The organism is Anoxybacillus sp., assembly GCF_036834105.1.
Taxonomy (GTDB): domain Bacteria; phylum Bacillota; class Bacilli; order Bacillales; family Anoxybacillaceae; genus Anoxybacillus.
On record NZ_DAITON010000044.1, the window covers coordinates 1 to 16,253 of the forward strand.

The window sequence follows — 16,253 nt, forward strand, 5'->3', positions numbered from 1 at the left end:
ACTTTTTCTTCATCGAGACGCTTAATGACTTCGACGAATAATTTTACTGTTTGTTCGTAGTCATCGCGGTGAAGAAGGGCAGCGTGAGAGTGAATGTAGCGCGTCGGGATGGAAATGGTGAGCGCTGGAACGCCGCGCATCGTCATATGGATCGCACCAGCGTCTGTTCCACCGCCTGGCATCGCGTCAAAGCGGTACGGGATGTTCATTTCTTCCGCAACGTTAACGACAAATTCTCGCAATCCTTTGTGAGAAACGAGCGTTGCATCGTATAAAACGATATGCGGTCCACCTCCGAGTTTCCCCATCGCATCTTTTTCTGATACACCTGGTGTATCACCAGCAATGCCAACATCAACCGCAAATGCAATATCTGGTTCGATCGCAAAAGCAGATGTTCGCGCACCGCGCAAGCCCACTTCTTCTTGCACTGTACCAACGCCATATACGACGTTTGGATGCTCCACATCTTTTAATTGTTTCAACACATCGATCGCAACGGCACAACCGATGCGGTTATCCCATGCTTTCGCAAGCAACATTTTTTCATTGTTCATCACTGTGAACTCAAAATAAGGAACGATCGCATCGCCTGGGCGCACGCCCCAAGCAAGCGCTTCATCTCGGCTAGAAGCCCCGATATCGATAAACATATCTTTTATTTCAACAGCTTTTCTTCTCGCTTCAACTGGTAAAATGTGCGGCGGTTTCGACCCGATGATCCCAGTAATGTCGCCTTCTTTCGTCACAATCGTCACACGTTGAGCGAGCATGACTTGGCCCCACCAGCCGCCAAGTGGTTGGAAACGGATAAAGCCTTTTTCATCAATTTGCGTCACCATAAAACCAACTTCATCTAAATGACCTGCAATCATCACTTTCGGACCGTTCTCTTTTCCTACTTTCTTCGCAATTAAGCTACCGAGGCGGTCCGTCGTCACTTCATCCGCATACGGAGCGATATACGATCTCATCACTTCACGTACTTCCCGTTCATTCCCTGGAACGCCTTTTGCATCCGTTAACGCTTTCAACATCGTTAACGTTTCATCGAGCTTCTTCACATCTGTCACTCCTCTCTATGTACAACATTCATTATACTAAACATTTCGACAGTTGTTAATAATTGTGACTTTGTCGTTCATGATTTACTTCGTTTTTCGCGATGTACGCACGTTCAATTTGCTGGGCAGTAAAAGAGAGAGCATGAGCAAGCTGAGCGTACGCATACAATAATTGATCGTATGCTTGTTCGTCCATCTTTTCGCGAAACGTCTGAACTGCTTCGAATACGTGTAAAAACTGTTCAACGAGAGGATGACTTTCTTGCACATGCGGCCATTTCACATGCTCATGAAGCGAAAGATCAAGCCCGAGCGATAAAATAAAGTGAAGACCGTCAACATATTCTTCTAAAATCGTTTCGACTGCTGCTGGTGGCTTCGAGCTCCAAAACTTGAAGCAACGCGTTTCATTCGCAAGTTCCCCGATTTCAACAAGAAGAGCTAACAATTTCCGTTCAACTAAACGTTCACCGCGCAATCCGCGCTCCGTCTCAATTCGTTCGTCCAATTGCCGCTGCATAGCGAATAATTTTCTTATATCCATTTTTTCTCCCCCTCTTATAGAAAATGACCATCCCCTCAAGGGAGAATGGTCATTTCTTTTATTACTTGTTTAAGTTTTCTTTTGCGATGTTCGCAAGTTGTGTGAACGCTGCTGCATCATTTACAGCTAAATCAGCAAGCATTTTGCGGTTTACTTCGATGCCTGCAAGCTTTAATCCGTGCATTAAACGGCTGTAAGAAAGACCGTTCATGCGTGCTGCAGCGTTAATGCGCGTAATCCAAAGTTTGCGGAAGTCGCGTTTGCGTTGACGACGATCGCGATACGCATACATTAATGATTTCATCACTTGTTGGTTTGCAACTTTATATAAACGATGTTTCGAACCGAAGTATCCTTTTGCTAGTTTAAGAATTTTTTTACGACGTCTGCGTGTGACTGTACCGCCTTTTACACGTGGCATAACATTTCCCTCCTAAAATTATTTTACGTTGTCTAACAATTGACGAATACGTTTGAAATCGCCTTTTGATACAAGCGTTGCTTTGCGAAGTTTACGCTTTTGTTTTTGTGTTTTGTTAGCGAATAAGTGGCTAGTGAATGCGTGTGAACGTTTTAATTGACCAGTTCCTGTCTTTTTGAAACGCTTCGCTGAGCCTTTGTGAGTTTTCATTTTTGGCATAAGGTGTTCCTCCCTTTTGTTATTTGTCGTTTTTCGGTGCTAGCACTAAAAACATGCTGCGGCCATCCATTTTTGGTGTCGTCTCAACCGTACCAATATCCGCACATGCTTCAGCAAATCGATCAAGCACGCGCTGACCAATTTCTTTATGCGTAATCGCACGTCCTTTAAAACGAATCGTCGCTTTTACTTTATCTCCTTTTTCAAGGAACTTCCGCGCGTTGCGCAATTTCGTGTTGAAGTCATGTTCTTCGATCGTTGGGCTTAAACGAATTTCTTTTACGTTAATCACTTTTTGCTTTTTGCGCGCTTCTTTTTCCTTCTTTTGTTGCTCGAAGCGGAACTTGCCATAATCCATAATGCGGCATACTGGCGGTTTCGCATTTGGCGCAACCATCACTAAATCCAAGTTTAAGCGCGCTGCAATTTCTAACGCTTCTTGTTTCGTTTTAATCCCAAGTTGCTCTCCATTTGGATCGACTAAACGAACTTCACGTGCCCGAATGTTCTCATTAATAATAAAATCTTTGCTAATAACTAGCCACCTCCACGGTTTTTTCAAACTTGTTTGTTAAAGCAGAGGGCACACAACAAAAAACGTGTGGGCACAATACACCCACACGTCTCGATGACAAACGTTGATCGTGTCATTGAACCTGTTAACAGCCAAATGGCGCCGAGCAGGTGAGAAGCGGGTGCTCCTGCTTGTTTCCAAACAAGTATTTACTTTTACCTTAATATATATACCATGAATGTCATGTTATTGTCAACCGATGTTAATTGATCACAACAGATAACACTATAGCAAACATCGAGAGAAAATGCAACTATTTTCGCACTTCTTTTTCGATGAGATCGACAAACGCATGAAGCGGCATCGTTTCACTTGTTTGTTGGCCGTATTTTCTTACGTTTACCGCCTTCTCCTTTACTTCGTTATCGCCGACAACGAGCATGTACGGAATTTTTTGCATTTGTGCTTCACGAATTTTATAGCCGATTTTTTCTTCACGCTCATCGACTTCAACACGGATGCCAGCAGCTTGTAGTGCATGCTTCACTTCATATGCGTAATCGCTATGAACAGATGGAGCGACCGGAATGACTTGTACTTGCACTGGTGCTAACCAAGTCGGGAACGCTCCTTTATACTCCTCGATTAAAAAGGCAACGAAACGCTCCATCGTCGATACAACACCACGATGAATAACGACTGGACGATGCGGTTTTCCATCCTCACCAATGTACGTTAAATCAAAACGTTCCGGTAATAAGAAGTCGAGCTGAACCGTTGATAGCGTTTCGTCTTTACCTAATGCTGTGCGCACTTGCACATCTAGCTTCGGACCGTAAAACGCTGCTTCACCTTCCGCTTCATAATAATCGAGACCGAGCTCATCCATCGCTTCTTTCAACATGCTTTGTGCTTTTTCCCACATCGCATCGTCATCGTAATATTTTTCTTTATCTTGTGGATCACGATAAGACAGACGGAACGAATAATCTGTTAAACCGAAGTCTTTATATACATCTAAAATTAAATTCACGACGCGTTTAAATTCATCTTTAATTTGGTCTGGACGAGCGAAAATGTGCGCGTCGTTTAGCGTCATACCACGCACGCGTTGCAAGCCTGTAAGCGCGCCAGACATTTCGTAACGATGCATCGTGCCGAGCTCGGCAATACGAATTGGCAACTCGCGATAACTATGAATTTTATGCTTATATACCATCATATGATGCGGACAATTCATCGGACGGAGCACAAGTTGCTCGTTATCCATTTCCATTGGCGGGAACATGCCATCTTTGTAGTGATCCCAATGTCCAGACGTTTTATATAACTCTACGCTACCTAGCACCGATGTATATACGTGCTGATAACCGAGGGATAGCTCTTTATCGACGATATAACGTTCAATTGTTCGGCGAATCGTCGCCCCTTTTGGTAGCCAAAGCGGCAAACCTTGCCCGACTTTTTGTGATGTCATAAATAAGTCAAGCTCTTTTCCAAGCTTACGGTGATCGCGTTCTTTCGCTTCTTGTAAAAGGCGTAAATATTCATCTAAATCTTCTTTTTTGAAAAACGCTGTCCCGTAAATGCGTTGTAACATTTTATTTTTGCTGTCGCCACGCCAGTACGCACCAGCGACACTTAACAGTTTAAACTCTTTTATTTTGCCTGTTGACGGCACATGAACTCCGCGGCAAAGATCGAAAAATTCGCCTTGTTCGTAAATGGAGACGACCTCTCCTTCTGGAATGTCGTGAATGAGTTCGATTTTTAAATGGTCACCGATTTCTTCATAACGGCGAATCGCTTCTTCACGGCTCACTTCTTTTCGAACGATGTCGATGTTTTCTTTTACAATTTTTTTCATTTCACTTTCAATTTTCGGCAAGTCTTCCGCTGTAATTGGCACATCAACGTCGATATCGTAGTAAAAGCCGTTTTCGATCACAGGACCAACACCAAGCTTCACATCTTTATACAAACGTTTAATCGCTTGTGCCATTAAGTGGGCTGTACTATGACGCAAAATGTCAAGCGCTTCTGGCATGTCTTGTGTGATGATCGAAATCGCACCGTCTTCTTCAATTGGTGTGCGCAAATCAATGAAACGGTCGTTTAACTTGCCGGCAATCGCTTTTTTCTTCAAGCCTGGGCTAATGGATGCTGCAATATCCTCCGTTGTTACTCCTTTTGGAAACTCCTTTACCGCCCCATCTGGAAATGTGATTTTTACTACATCTGCCAAAATGACTCACTCCTTTTTTAAAAATAAAAAAACTCGTCCCAAAAACGAGGGACGAGTTGGCTTCGTGGTTCCACCCTTCTTTCCGTCTATACAAATACAAAACGAGCGTATAAACGGCTTCATTTCGATAACGGCGTACACCGTCAGCAATTACTGAACGGGCAATCGTCCCATTGTTCACTGCTGAAGTTTAGAGGTGGTAAGTGCATTTTCCGTGTTAGGAAGGTTTCAGCCTATGCCTTCCCTCTCTGTGAACCGTAAAAATACACCCGTGTCCTCATCATCACTTTTGGCTTTATTCACTATGTATGTCATTATAAGCATATTTTTTTGGAAAATCAAGAGGTGTTCGTAGCTCAATTCGCTCTTGAAATACGTTTTGAATCGTTTGAATCATCCCAACATCTGTCGCATCGGTATATATCCATATTTTTTCTGGCGCAATAGAGACGAGCGGTGCTAATACAGATGTATCAATATACATCGGTTGACTCACCATCAATCTACGGTCAATCCACTGCTTCAGTTGCTGAGGTGATAAGTAAACAAATTGCTCATCGAAAAATTGAAACGATCCGTGCTCATATAATACGTGGAGAGCGTTCATTTGCGGTTGACGTAATGCAACAATTTCACGCAACATATGAACAAATGATTGGTATTCTTGCTCTAGTTTGTATTCATCAATGGCTAATTCAACATAATGCATCAGCCGATCATAATACGGTTTTAAACGGAAAGTCATAAGAGACTCAAATGAAAACAACCCTTCATGCAAACATTCGTGCAACGATTGTGCAATTAATTGCTCACGAGACATATTCACTTTTTTCCCAAGACGATAATCATACCTTTCCCCTTCAATAAACGAATAGGCGAGCTGTAAAATTTGCTGTTGTTCTTCTTCAATTTCGTAAAAAAATGTGCGCGAAATGATCGATAAAATCCAGCGTGCCTCAAAAGCGCGAATGATACATGAAGTGAAAATTGGAATAAACAATGCGCGCATGTGCGCAACATCAGGTTCATGAAAAAAAACGGTAATCGCCTTTTCGTCATAAATCACTTTTCCATACGGTTGCGGCGCTTTACTCAATTCAGCAAATAATCGTTGTGCATCTTGTCCATCTTGAAATACGATATGAATCAACGGTGCCCCCCCTTTTTCCGAAACATGCTTGTTTTATATATATGGGGGACACCGTCTGTTTATCACATGTCGATTCGGCGATTTTTTCCTTTCATTTCAATCGGTGTAGCTAAATAAACAATTCGTTCAATGATTCGCGCCGCTTTCACTTGTTCTTCTTCACCACGCTGCGAATGGGCAAGATGATGAGTAAGACGTTTTAAGTCAAAATTGGATGTAAAACATGTCGGCAGATGCTCTAGCATACGATATTGTAAAATCGGCCCGAGCACTTCATCGCGCCACCAGCTTGACATAAGCTCCGCTCCTAAATCATCGAGCATAAGCACGGGTACTTGTTTTGCATATTCGATCGTATCTTGGAATGCATCCGTTTGAAGCGAGGACTTTAACGCGCGAACGAATTCTGGCACATACACAAGAAACGAAGCAATATGTCTTTGGGCTAGCTCGTTTGCCATCGCCGCTAGCAAATACGTTTTTCCAACACCGAACGACCCGTACAAATATAGTCCTTTCATTCGCTTCCCTATTTCATACGTCGATGCAAAGGTGTTCGCTAGCTCAATCGCTTCAATGCGTCCAAGATCATCCGTTGCTAGCTGATCGAATGATGCTTGCAGCATATCACGCGATATAAACAAACTACGAATAAGCGACTGTTGCTTTTTCCGTTCATCATCTTGTACTTTGCGAGCACACCGCTCATATTGTACGTCAATGTTTTTTCCTTGCCAAATTAAGTGAGGAGTATACCCCTTCAGCAAGTTCGGGCATTGTTCTAAACTACGACAACGTTCACAATGCTTACTTTGTTGTACAAATTCATACAACTTGCCGAGATGACGATTAAGCGTTGCATCTGTCACATGATGACTGCGCAAAAAGGCTTGAACATGTGGATCACGTAAAATGTCACGCTTCATCGCCTCATACCGTTCTTTAAAATCGTGTCGATTCATCAAATGGTTGATCGTTTCCCGAATTGGTTTCATCGTTTATCCCCTAACTTTTCGGCTTTTTCAACCGTTCTTCCAACTCGCGCCGTTTTTGTTCTAACTCTTCTTCCGACTTGACTTGCTTTCGTTCAAACTGCGAATAATCCGTTTGCAGCCAATCTGGCAGTAATTCCGTACGAATCGGCTTTTTAGAGCCTTTTTTCTCTTTTTCTTTCATAAACGTTTCATATTCGCGCGCTTCTTTTTTCGCTAGCTCCATCGCTTGTTGTACCGTACGCACCTTTTTTCGCGCCCATGAACTCGCGATTTTTTCAACGTATTTTTTCGGTAATTTCATATCCGTGCGCAGCATAACGTAATAAATTAAAACGTTCATGACACCTGGCGGCAATTTTTGCTTAAACATAATCTCTTCAATGAGCTGCAAATCTGCTAATGCAGGTTCAACGCCACCAGAAAAGTCCATAAGCAATTGTCTTGGTGAGACGGTTTCAAGTTGTTTCATTAAATATTCTTCTTCGTTTTTCGGCTCGGCATGCGCCATCGTTCGTTCTGCTAACGGTTGCACCCGATCATATAAACGCGGGAGCGCTTCCCCTCGTTCAAATTGATACCATTCTTGCGCCGCCTTTCTTAACGCTTCGATGTCAATTTGTTCAGCCGGATCAATGACACCCATCACAATTTTTTGCATATCAAGCGGACCAATGCCATATAAAAAGGCGAGCTTTTTAATCGCCTCTTTCACTTTTTCAGTAATGGCGCGCCGCGGCACAAGATGATGAGACAATCCAGCGTAAAATGCGTCAAAATCAAATATATCGTCTTGCATCGTATACGTTGCTCGTTCTTTTCTCATATACTGTTGCCCGTCTTGGAGCATCACTTCTTGTTTCGCTTCATCGCTTAACTTATGAATCATTTTTTCAGGTTGAACCGATGAAAATACATCATGAAATGAGCGAGTAACAGGTGTAAACGAAGTGTAATCAATGGCACGATCGGAAAAAAACTTTTTCAGCTTTTGGAATTTTGTTTTCCCTACACGGTCATACAAAAAAACATTTAACACACCGTCAGTAAAAAATTGTTCCGGTGTAAGTGGCAAGCGAAGTTCATAAATAAATACTCTTTCATCATCTGCATTCGTTCGTTTCATGTACGTATTTAATAGTCCGATCCCTTCGAGCTTTAAACGCTCAGCATATATGGTCGGCAAGCTACATTGCATAATGGCCATTAAGCTATGGTGCGTCGTCTCTTCCCCCCACAATCGCGCTTGCTCCAGCTCACTCCATAACGTCATATATAAGCTATACGCCTGAGCGCCAACTAAAGGTTGATATAACAGCGTCAACACTTTTCTGTCAAGCTCACTTAACAGTCCATTGGCGTGTACAATATATCGGTCGACTGCAATTAGCTCTTTCCAACTATACTCCATATGATCAACCTTCTTCGTATGAATGAAAAGAGCATATTAAGCTCTTTCCCCTTGTTCTTTTTTAATGAGCTCTTTTAATTCTTCAATGAAGACGTTTAAATCTTTAAACTGACGATATACAGAGGCAAAGCGAACGTAAGCTACTTCATCAATTTTGGACAATCGTTCCATCACCATTTCTCCGATCGCCTCGCTTTTCACCTCGTTCATGCCGCTGTTGCGCAATTCCCGCTCAATTTGGCGCGTCACTTCTTCTAATTGCTCGAGGGCAACCGGACGCTTTTCACACGCTTTAATGAGACCGCGTAATATTTTTTCACGGCTAAATTCTTCCCGCGTTCCTTCTTTTTTCACAACAATAAGCGGTGACTCTTCCACTTTCTCAAACGTTGTAAAGCGAAAATGGCAACGTTCACATTCACGACGGCGGCGGATGGAACGCCCTTCATCGACCGGACGCGAATCAAGCACGCGCGTCCCATTGTGGTGACACGATGGGCATTTCATATGTATCAGCTCCCTGACAGTAATCTTACCCTTATAGTAGACAAAAAAAGAACGATGTACAACTACTTCTCTCCATATATTCCCGACCCGATGTATGTTAATCGTTTCGCTAATTCGTCATACAAGCGGATGATGAGCTGGCGACTAAATCCGAAATCAACAGGAAGCCATGTTGTTTCCGTTGTCACTGAAAAATCAATGGCTGTTTCAAACGGTCGAACAGAAATAACCGTCACGACGATAAACGCTTTTTTTCCTTTCGTTAGCGATACGCTCATTTCTCCTCGTTCTTCTGATATCGCTACAACGCGACACCCTTCCATCTGCTCAAACATTTCTTTGACGGCTTTTAACGCAGCCGTTTGCGTCGTTTTATAGTAGCGACTTTTTAACTGTTCATCAGGATGACGTTCAGATGTTTCATTATGATTTGTAAATATATATTTTATTTTCACCTTTCGTCCCCTCACCTTTCGCAAATGATAAAAAAAGAGGTGCATCATCTACACCTCTTTTCCCTTCCTCATTTATTATAAAGCTTTTGCTTGTTTAATTTCAATTGGACCCATACCGCGCGGCAATTCGATTGTTTCGCGTGTTTGCGCACCTAACGCTTCAGCGATGTAATCCGCCGCAATTGTTGGATCTAAATGACCACATGTGTACACATCAATGCTAGCATAGCCATGCTCAGGAAAACTATGGATAGTTAAATGTGATTCAGAAATGATTACAACACCGCTAACGCCTTGTGGTGCAAACTTATGAAACGCAACTTCACGAATTTCAGCGCCAGATTTTAACGCTGCATCAACAAATGTTTTTTCAATAAATTCGATGTCATTCAACTTATCAAAATCGCATCCCCAAAGTTCTGAGATAACGTGACGACCCATTGTATCCATGATCGTATCCCCCTTTAATAAATTTTGAAAAAAATAAACGATGAATTTCTTTTGCTTTCTGGAATGTATAACTACCACGGGGGAAAGTTAGTCCAAAGAGGTCCTAACCCTTTAAGTAGTCACATTACCACGCGTTCAAGAAGTTCACGAAAAATAGTATACTTTGTTTATATCTTTTTTTCAATATTGTTTTTTATTTTTTTGTAAAATGGGCATAAAAAATAACGCTGGAATACCCAGCGTTATACATTCGCGACCGCTTCATTTTTCAGCAAGTGTTTGGCGACAAGTTTTGTTAAATCAACGACGCGACAAGAATAGCCCCATTCATTATCGTACCATGCGAGTACTTTCACTTTCCGATTTTCGATCACCATTGTTGATAATCCGTCGACAATCGCAGAGTGTGGATTTGTATTAAAATCAATAGACACAAGCGGTTCCATCGTCACGTCTAAAATGCCTGTTAGCGACCCGCGCGCTGCTTCCATAAACGCTTCGTTTACTTCATCGACGGTCACATCTTTTTTCACGTCGACAACGACATCAACGAGCGAAACATTTGGTGTTGGAACGCGCAACGCCATGCCATGCATTTTTCCTTTCAAATGAGGCAGGACGAGGGCTAATGCTTTCGCAGCCCCTGTCGTTGTCGGAATGATTGACTGGGCGCATGAGCGTGCACGGCGTAAGTCTTTATGCGGATTGTCAATATTTTTTTGATCGTTTGTATATGCATGAACCGTTGTCATCAATCCGTTTTCAATGCCAAAAGTTTCATCAAGCACTTTCACAACAGGTGCTAAGCAATTCGTCGTACACGAAGCGTTGGAAATGATGATGTGCTCTTTAGAAAGCATATGTTCGTTTACTCCCATCACAATCGTCACATCTTCATCTTTACCTGGTGCTGTTAAAATCACACGCTTCGCTCCTGCTTCCACATGCATCATCGCTTTTTCTTTCGCATTAAATTTTCCTGTCGCTTCAATGACGATATCGATTTGAAGCTCTCCCCACGGCAATAACCGCGGATCGCGTGAATTGAGTAACTTTACTTTTTTCCCATTTACAATGAGACCATCTCCAACCGGAACGACTTCTCCATCAAATTTGCCATGATTCGAATCATATTTTATTAAATGAGCTAACGTTTCAGGCGGATAGCTCGCATTAATCGCTACAATCTCAATGTCATGTTCCATTATAGCTTTTCGGAATACCATGCGCCCAATGCGTCCGAATCCGTTAATCGCTACTCTCGCTTTCATTATATAGCCCCTTTCGATATATGTGTTATACTATTTATCTGTTATTCACAAAAATAGTATAACATTTTTAAGGTGTTTATGCTATAAAAAAATAAAAAAAGGGCATCCTATTTTTTTAGGACACCCCAACGCATTAAACATGCACGCAATTGTCGTTTCGTTTCTTCAATCGTTCCGTTATTATCAATAATTGCATCGGCTTTCTTTCTTTTTTCTTCAAGTGGCATTTGTGCTTTCATACGCGCCCATGCTTCTTCAACGGAAAAACCGTTACGCTCACAAAGACGCCGCAGCTGCGTTTGTTCGTCTACATATACGACAAGAATGCGATCAACGAGATGCTCTAATTTACTTTCGAATAAAAGAGGGATATCAAGAACGACCGCTTTTTTCGCTTGTTTTGCATATTGCTCTTTTTGTTGTAGCATATGTTTCCGAACGAGCGGATGAACGATCGCATTCAACTCATTTCGTTTTTGTTCATCAGAAAATACGATCGCCCCAAGCTTACGCCGATCAATCGCCCCGTTTGCATCTAAAATGTCGCGCCCAAACGTTTCGACAATCGGCCCGTATGCCTCACCGTCAACCGCTGTAACACGGTGGGCGATTTCATCTGCATCGATGACAGGAATATGTAAGTCGCGGAACATCGCTGCGACCGTGCTTTTTCCGCTCGCGATGCCCCCAGTTAATCCAATCGTTAACACGACTGTCACCTCTTATCTCATTTTAAAAATACCGAGCACAATGAGCATAATCCCAGGTAAAAACGAATATTTTTGCATCCATCCGGATGTTCCAAACGACTTTCCAATTTTCAAACCACTAAATAAAAAGCAGAAGCTGAGCAAACAAACGAGAAACGTAGTAAACGTCAATGAATAGTTTAAAAGCGCCGCGCTTACCCCTGCGCCAAACGCATCAAGTGATAACGCTACACCTAAAAATACCGCTTCCATCCCTGTAATCGTACCTGATCGGTCAAAATCGGCCATCGTCGGTTTTCGTAAAATTTGAATGACGATACCGAGCGAACGAATTTCTACATTCATAATAAACTTTTCTTCGTTCTCATCTCGTTTGAGCATAAATTGAATAATCATCCATAGCCCTAATAAAATTAATATACTTCCACCAATGGCGTTTGCAGCAGTTGGCGAAAAGAACACATACATGATGCGCCCAATGCCCATCGCAACTAAAAAAGTCATACATGAACAAAGCGAAATAATGAGCAATGAACGAAGCGGAATATGTACCCCCCGCATGCCATACGTAATGCCGACAGTCAAACCGTCGATGCTCACAGCTAAAGCAAGCAAAAATAACGACCATGTAACCATATGCGCTCGCCCCTTCCTTTAAAAGCTACCATAGTATATGGAAGGAGCCTATGCAATGTTCTTCTTCTATTTTTGACACGTTTCACAATAATGTGTACCGCGATTGGCGACGACCGTTTTTATAATTAAGTTGCCACATCGGCGGCACGGCATATTGGCGCGACCGTACACATATAATTCATTTTGAAATGTTCCCGACTTTCCTTGTGTATTCACATACGTGCGAACCGTACTTCCCCCCTTTTCAATCGCTTCTCGAATCGTTTCAATGATCGCTCTATGTAACGCTTCCACTTCCTGTACAGTTAACGTTGAAGCTGCACGTTCCGGATGAATAAACGAACGAAATAATACCTCATCGACATAAATATTGCCTAATCCTGCGATAATCGTTTGATCGAGCAATGTCGCCTTAATTGTTCGTTTTATCCGTCGAAGTTGATCACTAAGCCATGAAACTGTAAGTTGTTCGTCCAGCGGCTCACGTCCGATGTTTGACAAAGGAGGGGCGTTTAATTCATCTCCTTTATTGAACAAATGCATCGTGCCAAACTTACGCACATCGCGATAACGAAGTTCGGTACGATCCGTAAACGTGAAAAAAATGTGCGTATGTCGATCAAATGGCGCATGTTCATTTTCACATATATAACGTCCTTCCATACGCAAATGTGAAACGAGAACGACATTATCCAATTGAAACATAAGAAATTTGCCTCGTCGTTGAATGTCGCGGATCGTCTGCCCTTGCAGACGATCACAAAACGTTTCTACGTCAGGATGTTGAATGATTTTTTCCCAATGCACTTTCACCCGTTCAATCGTTTTGCCTACAACAAGCGGAAGAAGCGTACGCCGTACCGTCTCCACTTCAGGTAATTCTGGCATATTCGTTCATCCTTTCATTACTTTGCATCATACCACGTCGGTCCAAAATGATAATCGACTTTTAATGGAACACGTAATGATACAGCGTTTTCCATTACATCTGGAACAATTTTTTTCAACGATTCAATTTCTTCTTTTGGCGCTTCTAAAATGAGTTCATCATGCACTTGTAACAATAAGCGTGCTTGCATTCGTTCCTCCCGTAGCCGCTCAGCTAAATCAATCATTGCCTTTTTAATAATATCTGCAGCACTTCCTTGAATTGGCGTGTTCATCGCTGTCCGCTCGGCAAAACTGCGGACGTTGAAATTGCTGCTCGTAATATCCGGCAAATAACGACGGCGGTGAAGCAACGTCGTCACATACCCTTTTTGCTTCGCATCTTGCACGATTTCTTCCATATACTTTTTCACACCCGGATAACTGTGGAAATAGCGTTCGATAAATTCAGCCGCTTCTTTACGTGTAATACCTAAATTTTGTGACAATCCATAGTCGCTAATTCCATAAACGATACCGAAATTAACCGCTTTCGCTTGACGGCGCATATGGGCAGTCACTTCATCTTCTGCCACATGAAAAATGTCCATCGCCGTTTTCGTATGAATGTCCAAATCTTGATGAAAGGCTGCAATTAAATTGTCATCATTAGCTATGTGGGCTAGAACACGCAACTCAATTTGTGAGTAATCAGCAGCAAAAATGACCCAATCATCAAAAGATGGAACGAACGCTTGGCGAATTTTTCTCCCTTCTTCAATGCGAATCGGAATGTTTTGTAAATTCGGTTCCGTTGAACTTAAACGCCCTGTTTGAGTTAACGCTTGTTGAAAAATGGTATGCACTTTTCCTGTATCTTGACGTACGACTTTCATCAATCCTTCTATATACGTTGATTGCAATTTCCCAAGTTGGCGATAATGTAAAATTTGATCAATGATTTCATGATATGGCGCTAATTTTTCTAACACGTCGGCAGACGTTGAATAACCTGTTTTTGTTTTTTTCACGACCGGTAACTGCAATTTTTCAAATAAAATTGTTCCGAGCTGTTTCGGAGAATTGATGTTAAATGTTGTCCCTGCTAGTTCATAAATGCGTTGCTCAATTTGGTGAAGTTGAGCGGCGAACTCTTCCCCCATATGCTGTAAACGTTCAACGTCTACTTTCACCCCATGAAATTCCATCTCACCTAAAATGAACGTAAGTGGCAATTCTAAGTTAGTAAGTAGCTCAAATTGTTCATTTTGCTTTAATTCATGAATATACGTTTCCTTTAACGAAAGAATCGCTTTTGCCTTTCTTACAAGATGTTCAGCTAATACATTTACCGATGGAACAGCTTGTTTCGCTCCTTTCCCATATACTTCTTCGTCGCTTTGTACATCTGTATATTGCTTTGTTTTTGCAACAGCTGCGATATCCCCGTTTGCATCTGTCGGATTGAGCAAGTATGCCGCTAATAATAAATCAAAATCGATTCCTTTTAATTCAATGCCGTGCCACTTTAGCGCAACAATTGCTCGTTTCGCGTCAAACACACTTTTTTTACATTGCTCATTCTCAAGCCATGCTCGAAATACAGAAGATGCAAAAGCAACGTCTGTCGGGATAAAAAAATGTCCTCGCTCATTCACAAGTGCAAATCCGAGAATCGGTGCTTGATGATAATTTTCATCAAGCACTTCGACAACAAGGGCGCTATCTTCCGTCAACATGTGCTCGTCAATCGTTTGTACCGTTACGAAAGAGATGTTCGTTAACGATCGTTGTTCATGTGAAGAATGTCCAATTTTATACATGAGCGACGTAAAACCTAGCTCTTGAAACAATGCTGCCAGTCGTTCGACATCATATGACTGCCATGCTAATTCATCGAGCGATAGTGTGAGCGGAACGTCGCGATGAATGGTCGCTAACTGCTTACTTAGTAGCGCTTGTTCACGATACGTTTGTAAATTCTCTTTTAGTTTTTTTCCTGAAATATGTTCAAGTGATGCTAGTACGTGTTCAACTGTTCCGTACTCCTTTAACAACTTTAACGCTGTCTTTTCTCCGACTCCCGGAACACCCGGGATATTATCTGATGCATCCCCCATTAACCCTTTTAAATCAACAATTTGTGCGGGCGTTAATCCGTACTTTTCAAGCACATGCTCTGGCGTATATCGTTCCATATCTGTTATTCCTTTTTTCGTCACATGCACATGAATACGGTCAGACGCTAATTGAGTTAAATCCCGATCTCCTGAAATAATCACAACGTGAAATCCTTCTTTTTCCGCTTTTGTCGCAAGCGTCCCAATAATATCATCCGCTTCGTAATTTTCAAGTTCATATGTGCGGATGTTATATGCATCAAGCAACTCACGTAAAAATGGAAACTGTTCTGATAGTTCTGGTGGCGTCTTTTGTCTCCCACCTTTATATTCTGTATACACTTCATGACGAAATGTCGTTTTCCCTGCGTCAAACGCAACGAGCATATGCGTCGGCTTTTCTTCTTCAATGAGCTTCATTAACATCATCGTAAAACCGTAAATCGCATTTGTATGAATCCCTTTATCGTTATGTAAGAGCGGCAGAGCAAAAAAAGCGCGGTAAGCGATGCTATTGCCGTCGATCAATACTAATTTATTTGCCAAACCGAAAACCCTCCTCTTTATTCACTTACGCTTATTTTACCACGATACCCGCTAAAAAAGAAAAAAGACGAGAACATTCGTTGTCCTCGCCTATTCCAAGACAATCGGCTTCTTGGATGAAGGGGTTTTCA

The 16,253-nt window shown here is 42.1% G+C and carries 17 protein-coding genes and 1 other annotated feature; all 17 genes read right to left on the reverse strand.

Annotation, left to right across the window (positions count from 1 at the left end):
* Positions 1-1,064 (reverse strand): M42 family metallopeptidase (locus V7Z64_RS06225; protein ID WP_334109753.1); only part of this gene is annotated, 1,064 nt, incomplete at its 3' end.
* Positions 1,065-1,119: 55 nt separating this feature from the next.
* Positions 1,120-1,608 carry a dUTP diphosphatase gene (locus tag V7Z64_RS06230; protein WP_297991198.1) on the reverse strand — a complete coding sequence of 163 codons (489 nt, stop codon included), beginning with the start codon at positions 1,606-1,608 and terminating at the stop codon, positions 1,120-1,122.
* 61 nt (positions 1,609-1,669) lie between these two features.
* Positions 1,670-2,029: a 50S ribosomal protein L20 gene (gene rplT / locus V7Z64_RS06235; RefSeq protein ID WP_003397837.1), complete on the reverse strand. Its 360-nt coding sequence runs from the start codon at positions 2,027-2,029 to the stop codon at positions 1,670-1,672.
* Positions 2,030-2,047: 18 nt separating this feature from the next.
* Positions 2,048-2,248 (reverse strand): 50S ribosomal protein L35, encoded by a 201-nt coding sequence (gene rpmI, locus V7Z64_RS06240; RefSeq protein ID WP_003397838.1) that lies wholly within the window; start codon positions 2,246-2,248, stop codon positions 2,048-2,050.
* 19 nt (positions 2,249-2,267) lie between these two features.
* Complete coding sequence (gene infC / locus V7Z64_RS06245) at positions 2,268-2,810, reverse strand: translation initiation factor IF-3 (RefSeq protein WP_003397839.1); 543 nt, start codon at positions 2,808-2,810, stop codon at positions 2,268-2,270.
* Positions 2,811-2,835: 25 nt separating this feature from the next.
* Positions 2,836-2,961: a sequence feature (ribosomal protein L20 leader region), on the reverse strand.
* A 114-nt stretch (positions 2,962-3,075) separates the two neighbouring features.
* Positions 3,076-5,007, reverse strand: coding sequence for a threonine--tRNA ligase (gene thrS, locus V7Z64_RS06250; RefSeq protein WP_297991196.1), 1,932 nt, complete (start codon positions 5,005-5,007; stop codon positions 3,076-3,078).
* Positions 5,008-5,302: 295 nt separating this feature from the next.
* A complete protein-coding gene (gene ytxC / locus V7Z64_RS06255; protein WP_297991194.1) occupies positions 5,303-6,157 on the reverse strand; it encodes a putative sporulation protein YtxC in 855 nt (284 codons plus the stop codon).
* A gap of 62 nt (positions 6,158-6,219) precedes the next feature.
* Positions 6,220-7,152, reverse strand: a complete 933-nt coding sequence (dnaI, locus tag V7Z64_RS06260; protein WP_297991191.1) for a primosomal protein DnaI — start codon at positions 7,150-7,152, stop codon at positions 6,220-6,222.
* Between the two features lie 10 nt (positions 7,153-7,162).
* Positions 7,163-8,560 (reverse strand): replication initiation and membrane attachment family protein, encoded by a 1,398-nt coding sequence (locus V7Z64_RS06265; RefSeq protein WP_297991189.1) that lies wholly within the window; start codon positions 8,558-8,560, stop codon positions 7,163-7,165.
* Positions 8,561-8,596: 36 nt separating this feature from the next.
* Positions 8,597-9,067, reverse strand: coding sequence for a transcriptional regulator NrdR (nrdR, locus tag V7Z64_RS06270; protein WP_297991187.1), 471 nt, complete (start codon positions 9,065-9,067; stop codon positions 8,597-8,599).
* 62 nt (positions 9,068-9,129) lie between these two features.
* On the reverse strand, positions 9,130-9,522 hold the full coding sequence (locus tag V7Z64_RS06275) for a cytosolic protein (protein WP_091702461.1): 393 nt from the start codon (positions 9,520-9,522) through the stop codon (positions 9,130-9,132).
* A gap of 75 nt (positions 9,523-9,597) precedes the next feature.
* Positions 9,598-9,972 (reverse strand): adenosylmethionine decarboxylase, encoded by a 375-nt coding sequence (speD, locus tag V7Z64_RS06280; RefSeq protein WP_003397846.1) that lies wholly within the window; start codon positions 9,970-9,972, stop codon positions 9,598-9,600.
* A gap of 242 nt (positions 9,973-10,214) precedes the next feature.
* A complete protein-coding gene (locus V7Z64_RS06285) occupies positions 10,215-11,243 on the reverse strand; it encodes a glyceraldehyde-3-phosphate dehydrogenase (RefSeq protein WP_297991184.1) in 1,029 nt (342 codons plus the stop codon).
* A gap of 107 nt (positions 11,244-11,350) precedes the next feature.
* The gene (coaE, locus tag V7Z64_RS06290; protein WP_297991200.1) at positions 11,351-11,953 is read right to left on the reverse strand and encodes a dephospho-CoA kinase; all 603 of its coding nucleotides are present in this window, start codon (positions 11,951-11,953) and stop codon (positions 11,351-11,353) included.
* Between the two features lie 12 nt (positions 11,954-11,965).
* On the reverse strand, positions 11,966-12,589 hold the full coding sequence (gene ytaF / locus V7Z64_RS06295; protein WP_003397849.1) for a sporulation membrane protein YtaF: 624 nt from the start codon (positions 12,587-12,589) through the stop codon (positions 11,966-11,968).
* Between the two features lie 66 nt (positions 12,590-12,655).
* Positions 12,656-13,477, reverse strand: coding sequence for a DNA-formamidopyrimidine glycosylase (mutM, locus tag V7Z64_RS06300; RefSeq protein ID WP_297991181.1), 822 nt, complete (start codon positions 13,475-13,477; stop codon positions 12,656-12,658).
* Positions 13,478-13,494: 17 nt separating this feature from the next.
* Entirely contained in the window at positions 13,495-16,122 is a 2,628-nt protein-coding gene (polA, locus tag V7Z64_RS06305; RefSeq protein ID WP_297991179.1) for a DNA polymerase I, read from the reverse strand.
* Positions 16,123-16,253 lie beyond the last annotated feature (131 nt).

Coding starts and splice junctions, on each gene's coding strand:
- V7Z64_RS06230 (WP_297991198.1), bottom strand. CDS start 1,608: ATGGATATAAGAAAATTATTCGCTATGCAGCGGCAATTGGACGAACGA.
- mutM (WP_297991181.1), bottom strand. CDS start 13,477: ATGCCAGAATTACCTGAAGTGGAGACGGTACGGCGTACGCTTCTTCCG.
- ytaF (WP_003397849.1), bottom strand. CDS start 12,589: ATGGTTACATGGTCGTTATTTTTGCTTGCTTTAGCTGTGAGCATCGAC.
- rplT (WP_003397837.1), bottom strand. CDS start 2,029: ATGCCACGTGTAAAAGGCGGTACAGTCACACGCAGACGTCGTAAAAAA.
- rpmI (WP_003397838.1), bottom strand. CDS start 2,248: ATGCCAAAAATGAAAACTCACAAAGGCTCAGCGAAGCGTTTCAAAAAG.
- speD (WP_003397846.1), bottom strand. CDS start 9,972: ATGGATACAATGGGTCGTCACGTTATCTCAGAACTTTGGGGATGCGAT.
- V7Z64_RS06285 (WP_297991184.1), bottom strand. CDS start 11,243: ATGAAAGCGAGAGTAGCGATTAACGGATTCGGACGCATTGGGCGCATG.
- V7Z64_RS06265 (WP_297991189.1), bottom strand. CDS start 8,560: ATGGAGTATAGTTGGAAAGAGCTAATTGCAGTCGACCGATATATTGTA.
- dnaI (WP_297991191.1), bottom strand. CDS start 7,152: ATGAAACCAATTCGGGAAACGATCAACCATTTGATGAATCGACACGAT.
- nrdR (WP_297991187.1), bottom strand. CDS start 9,067: ATGAAATGCCCATCGTGTCACCACAATGGGACGCGCGTGCTTGATTCG.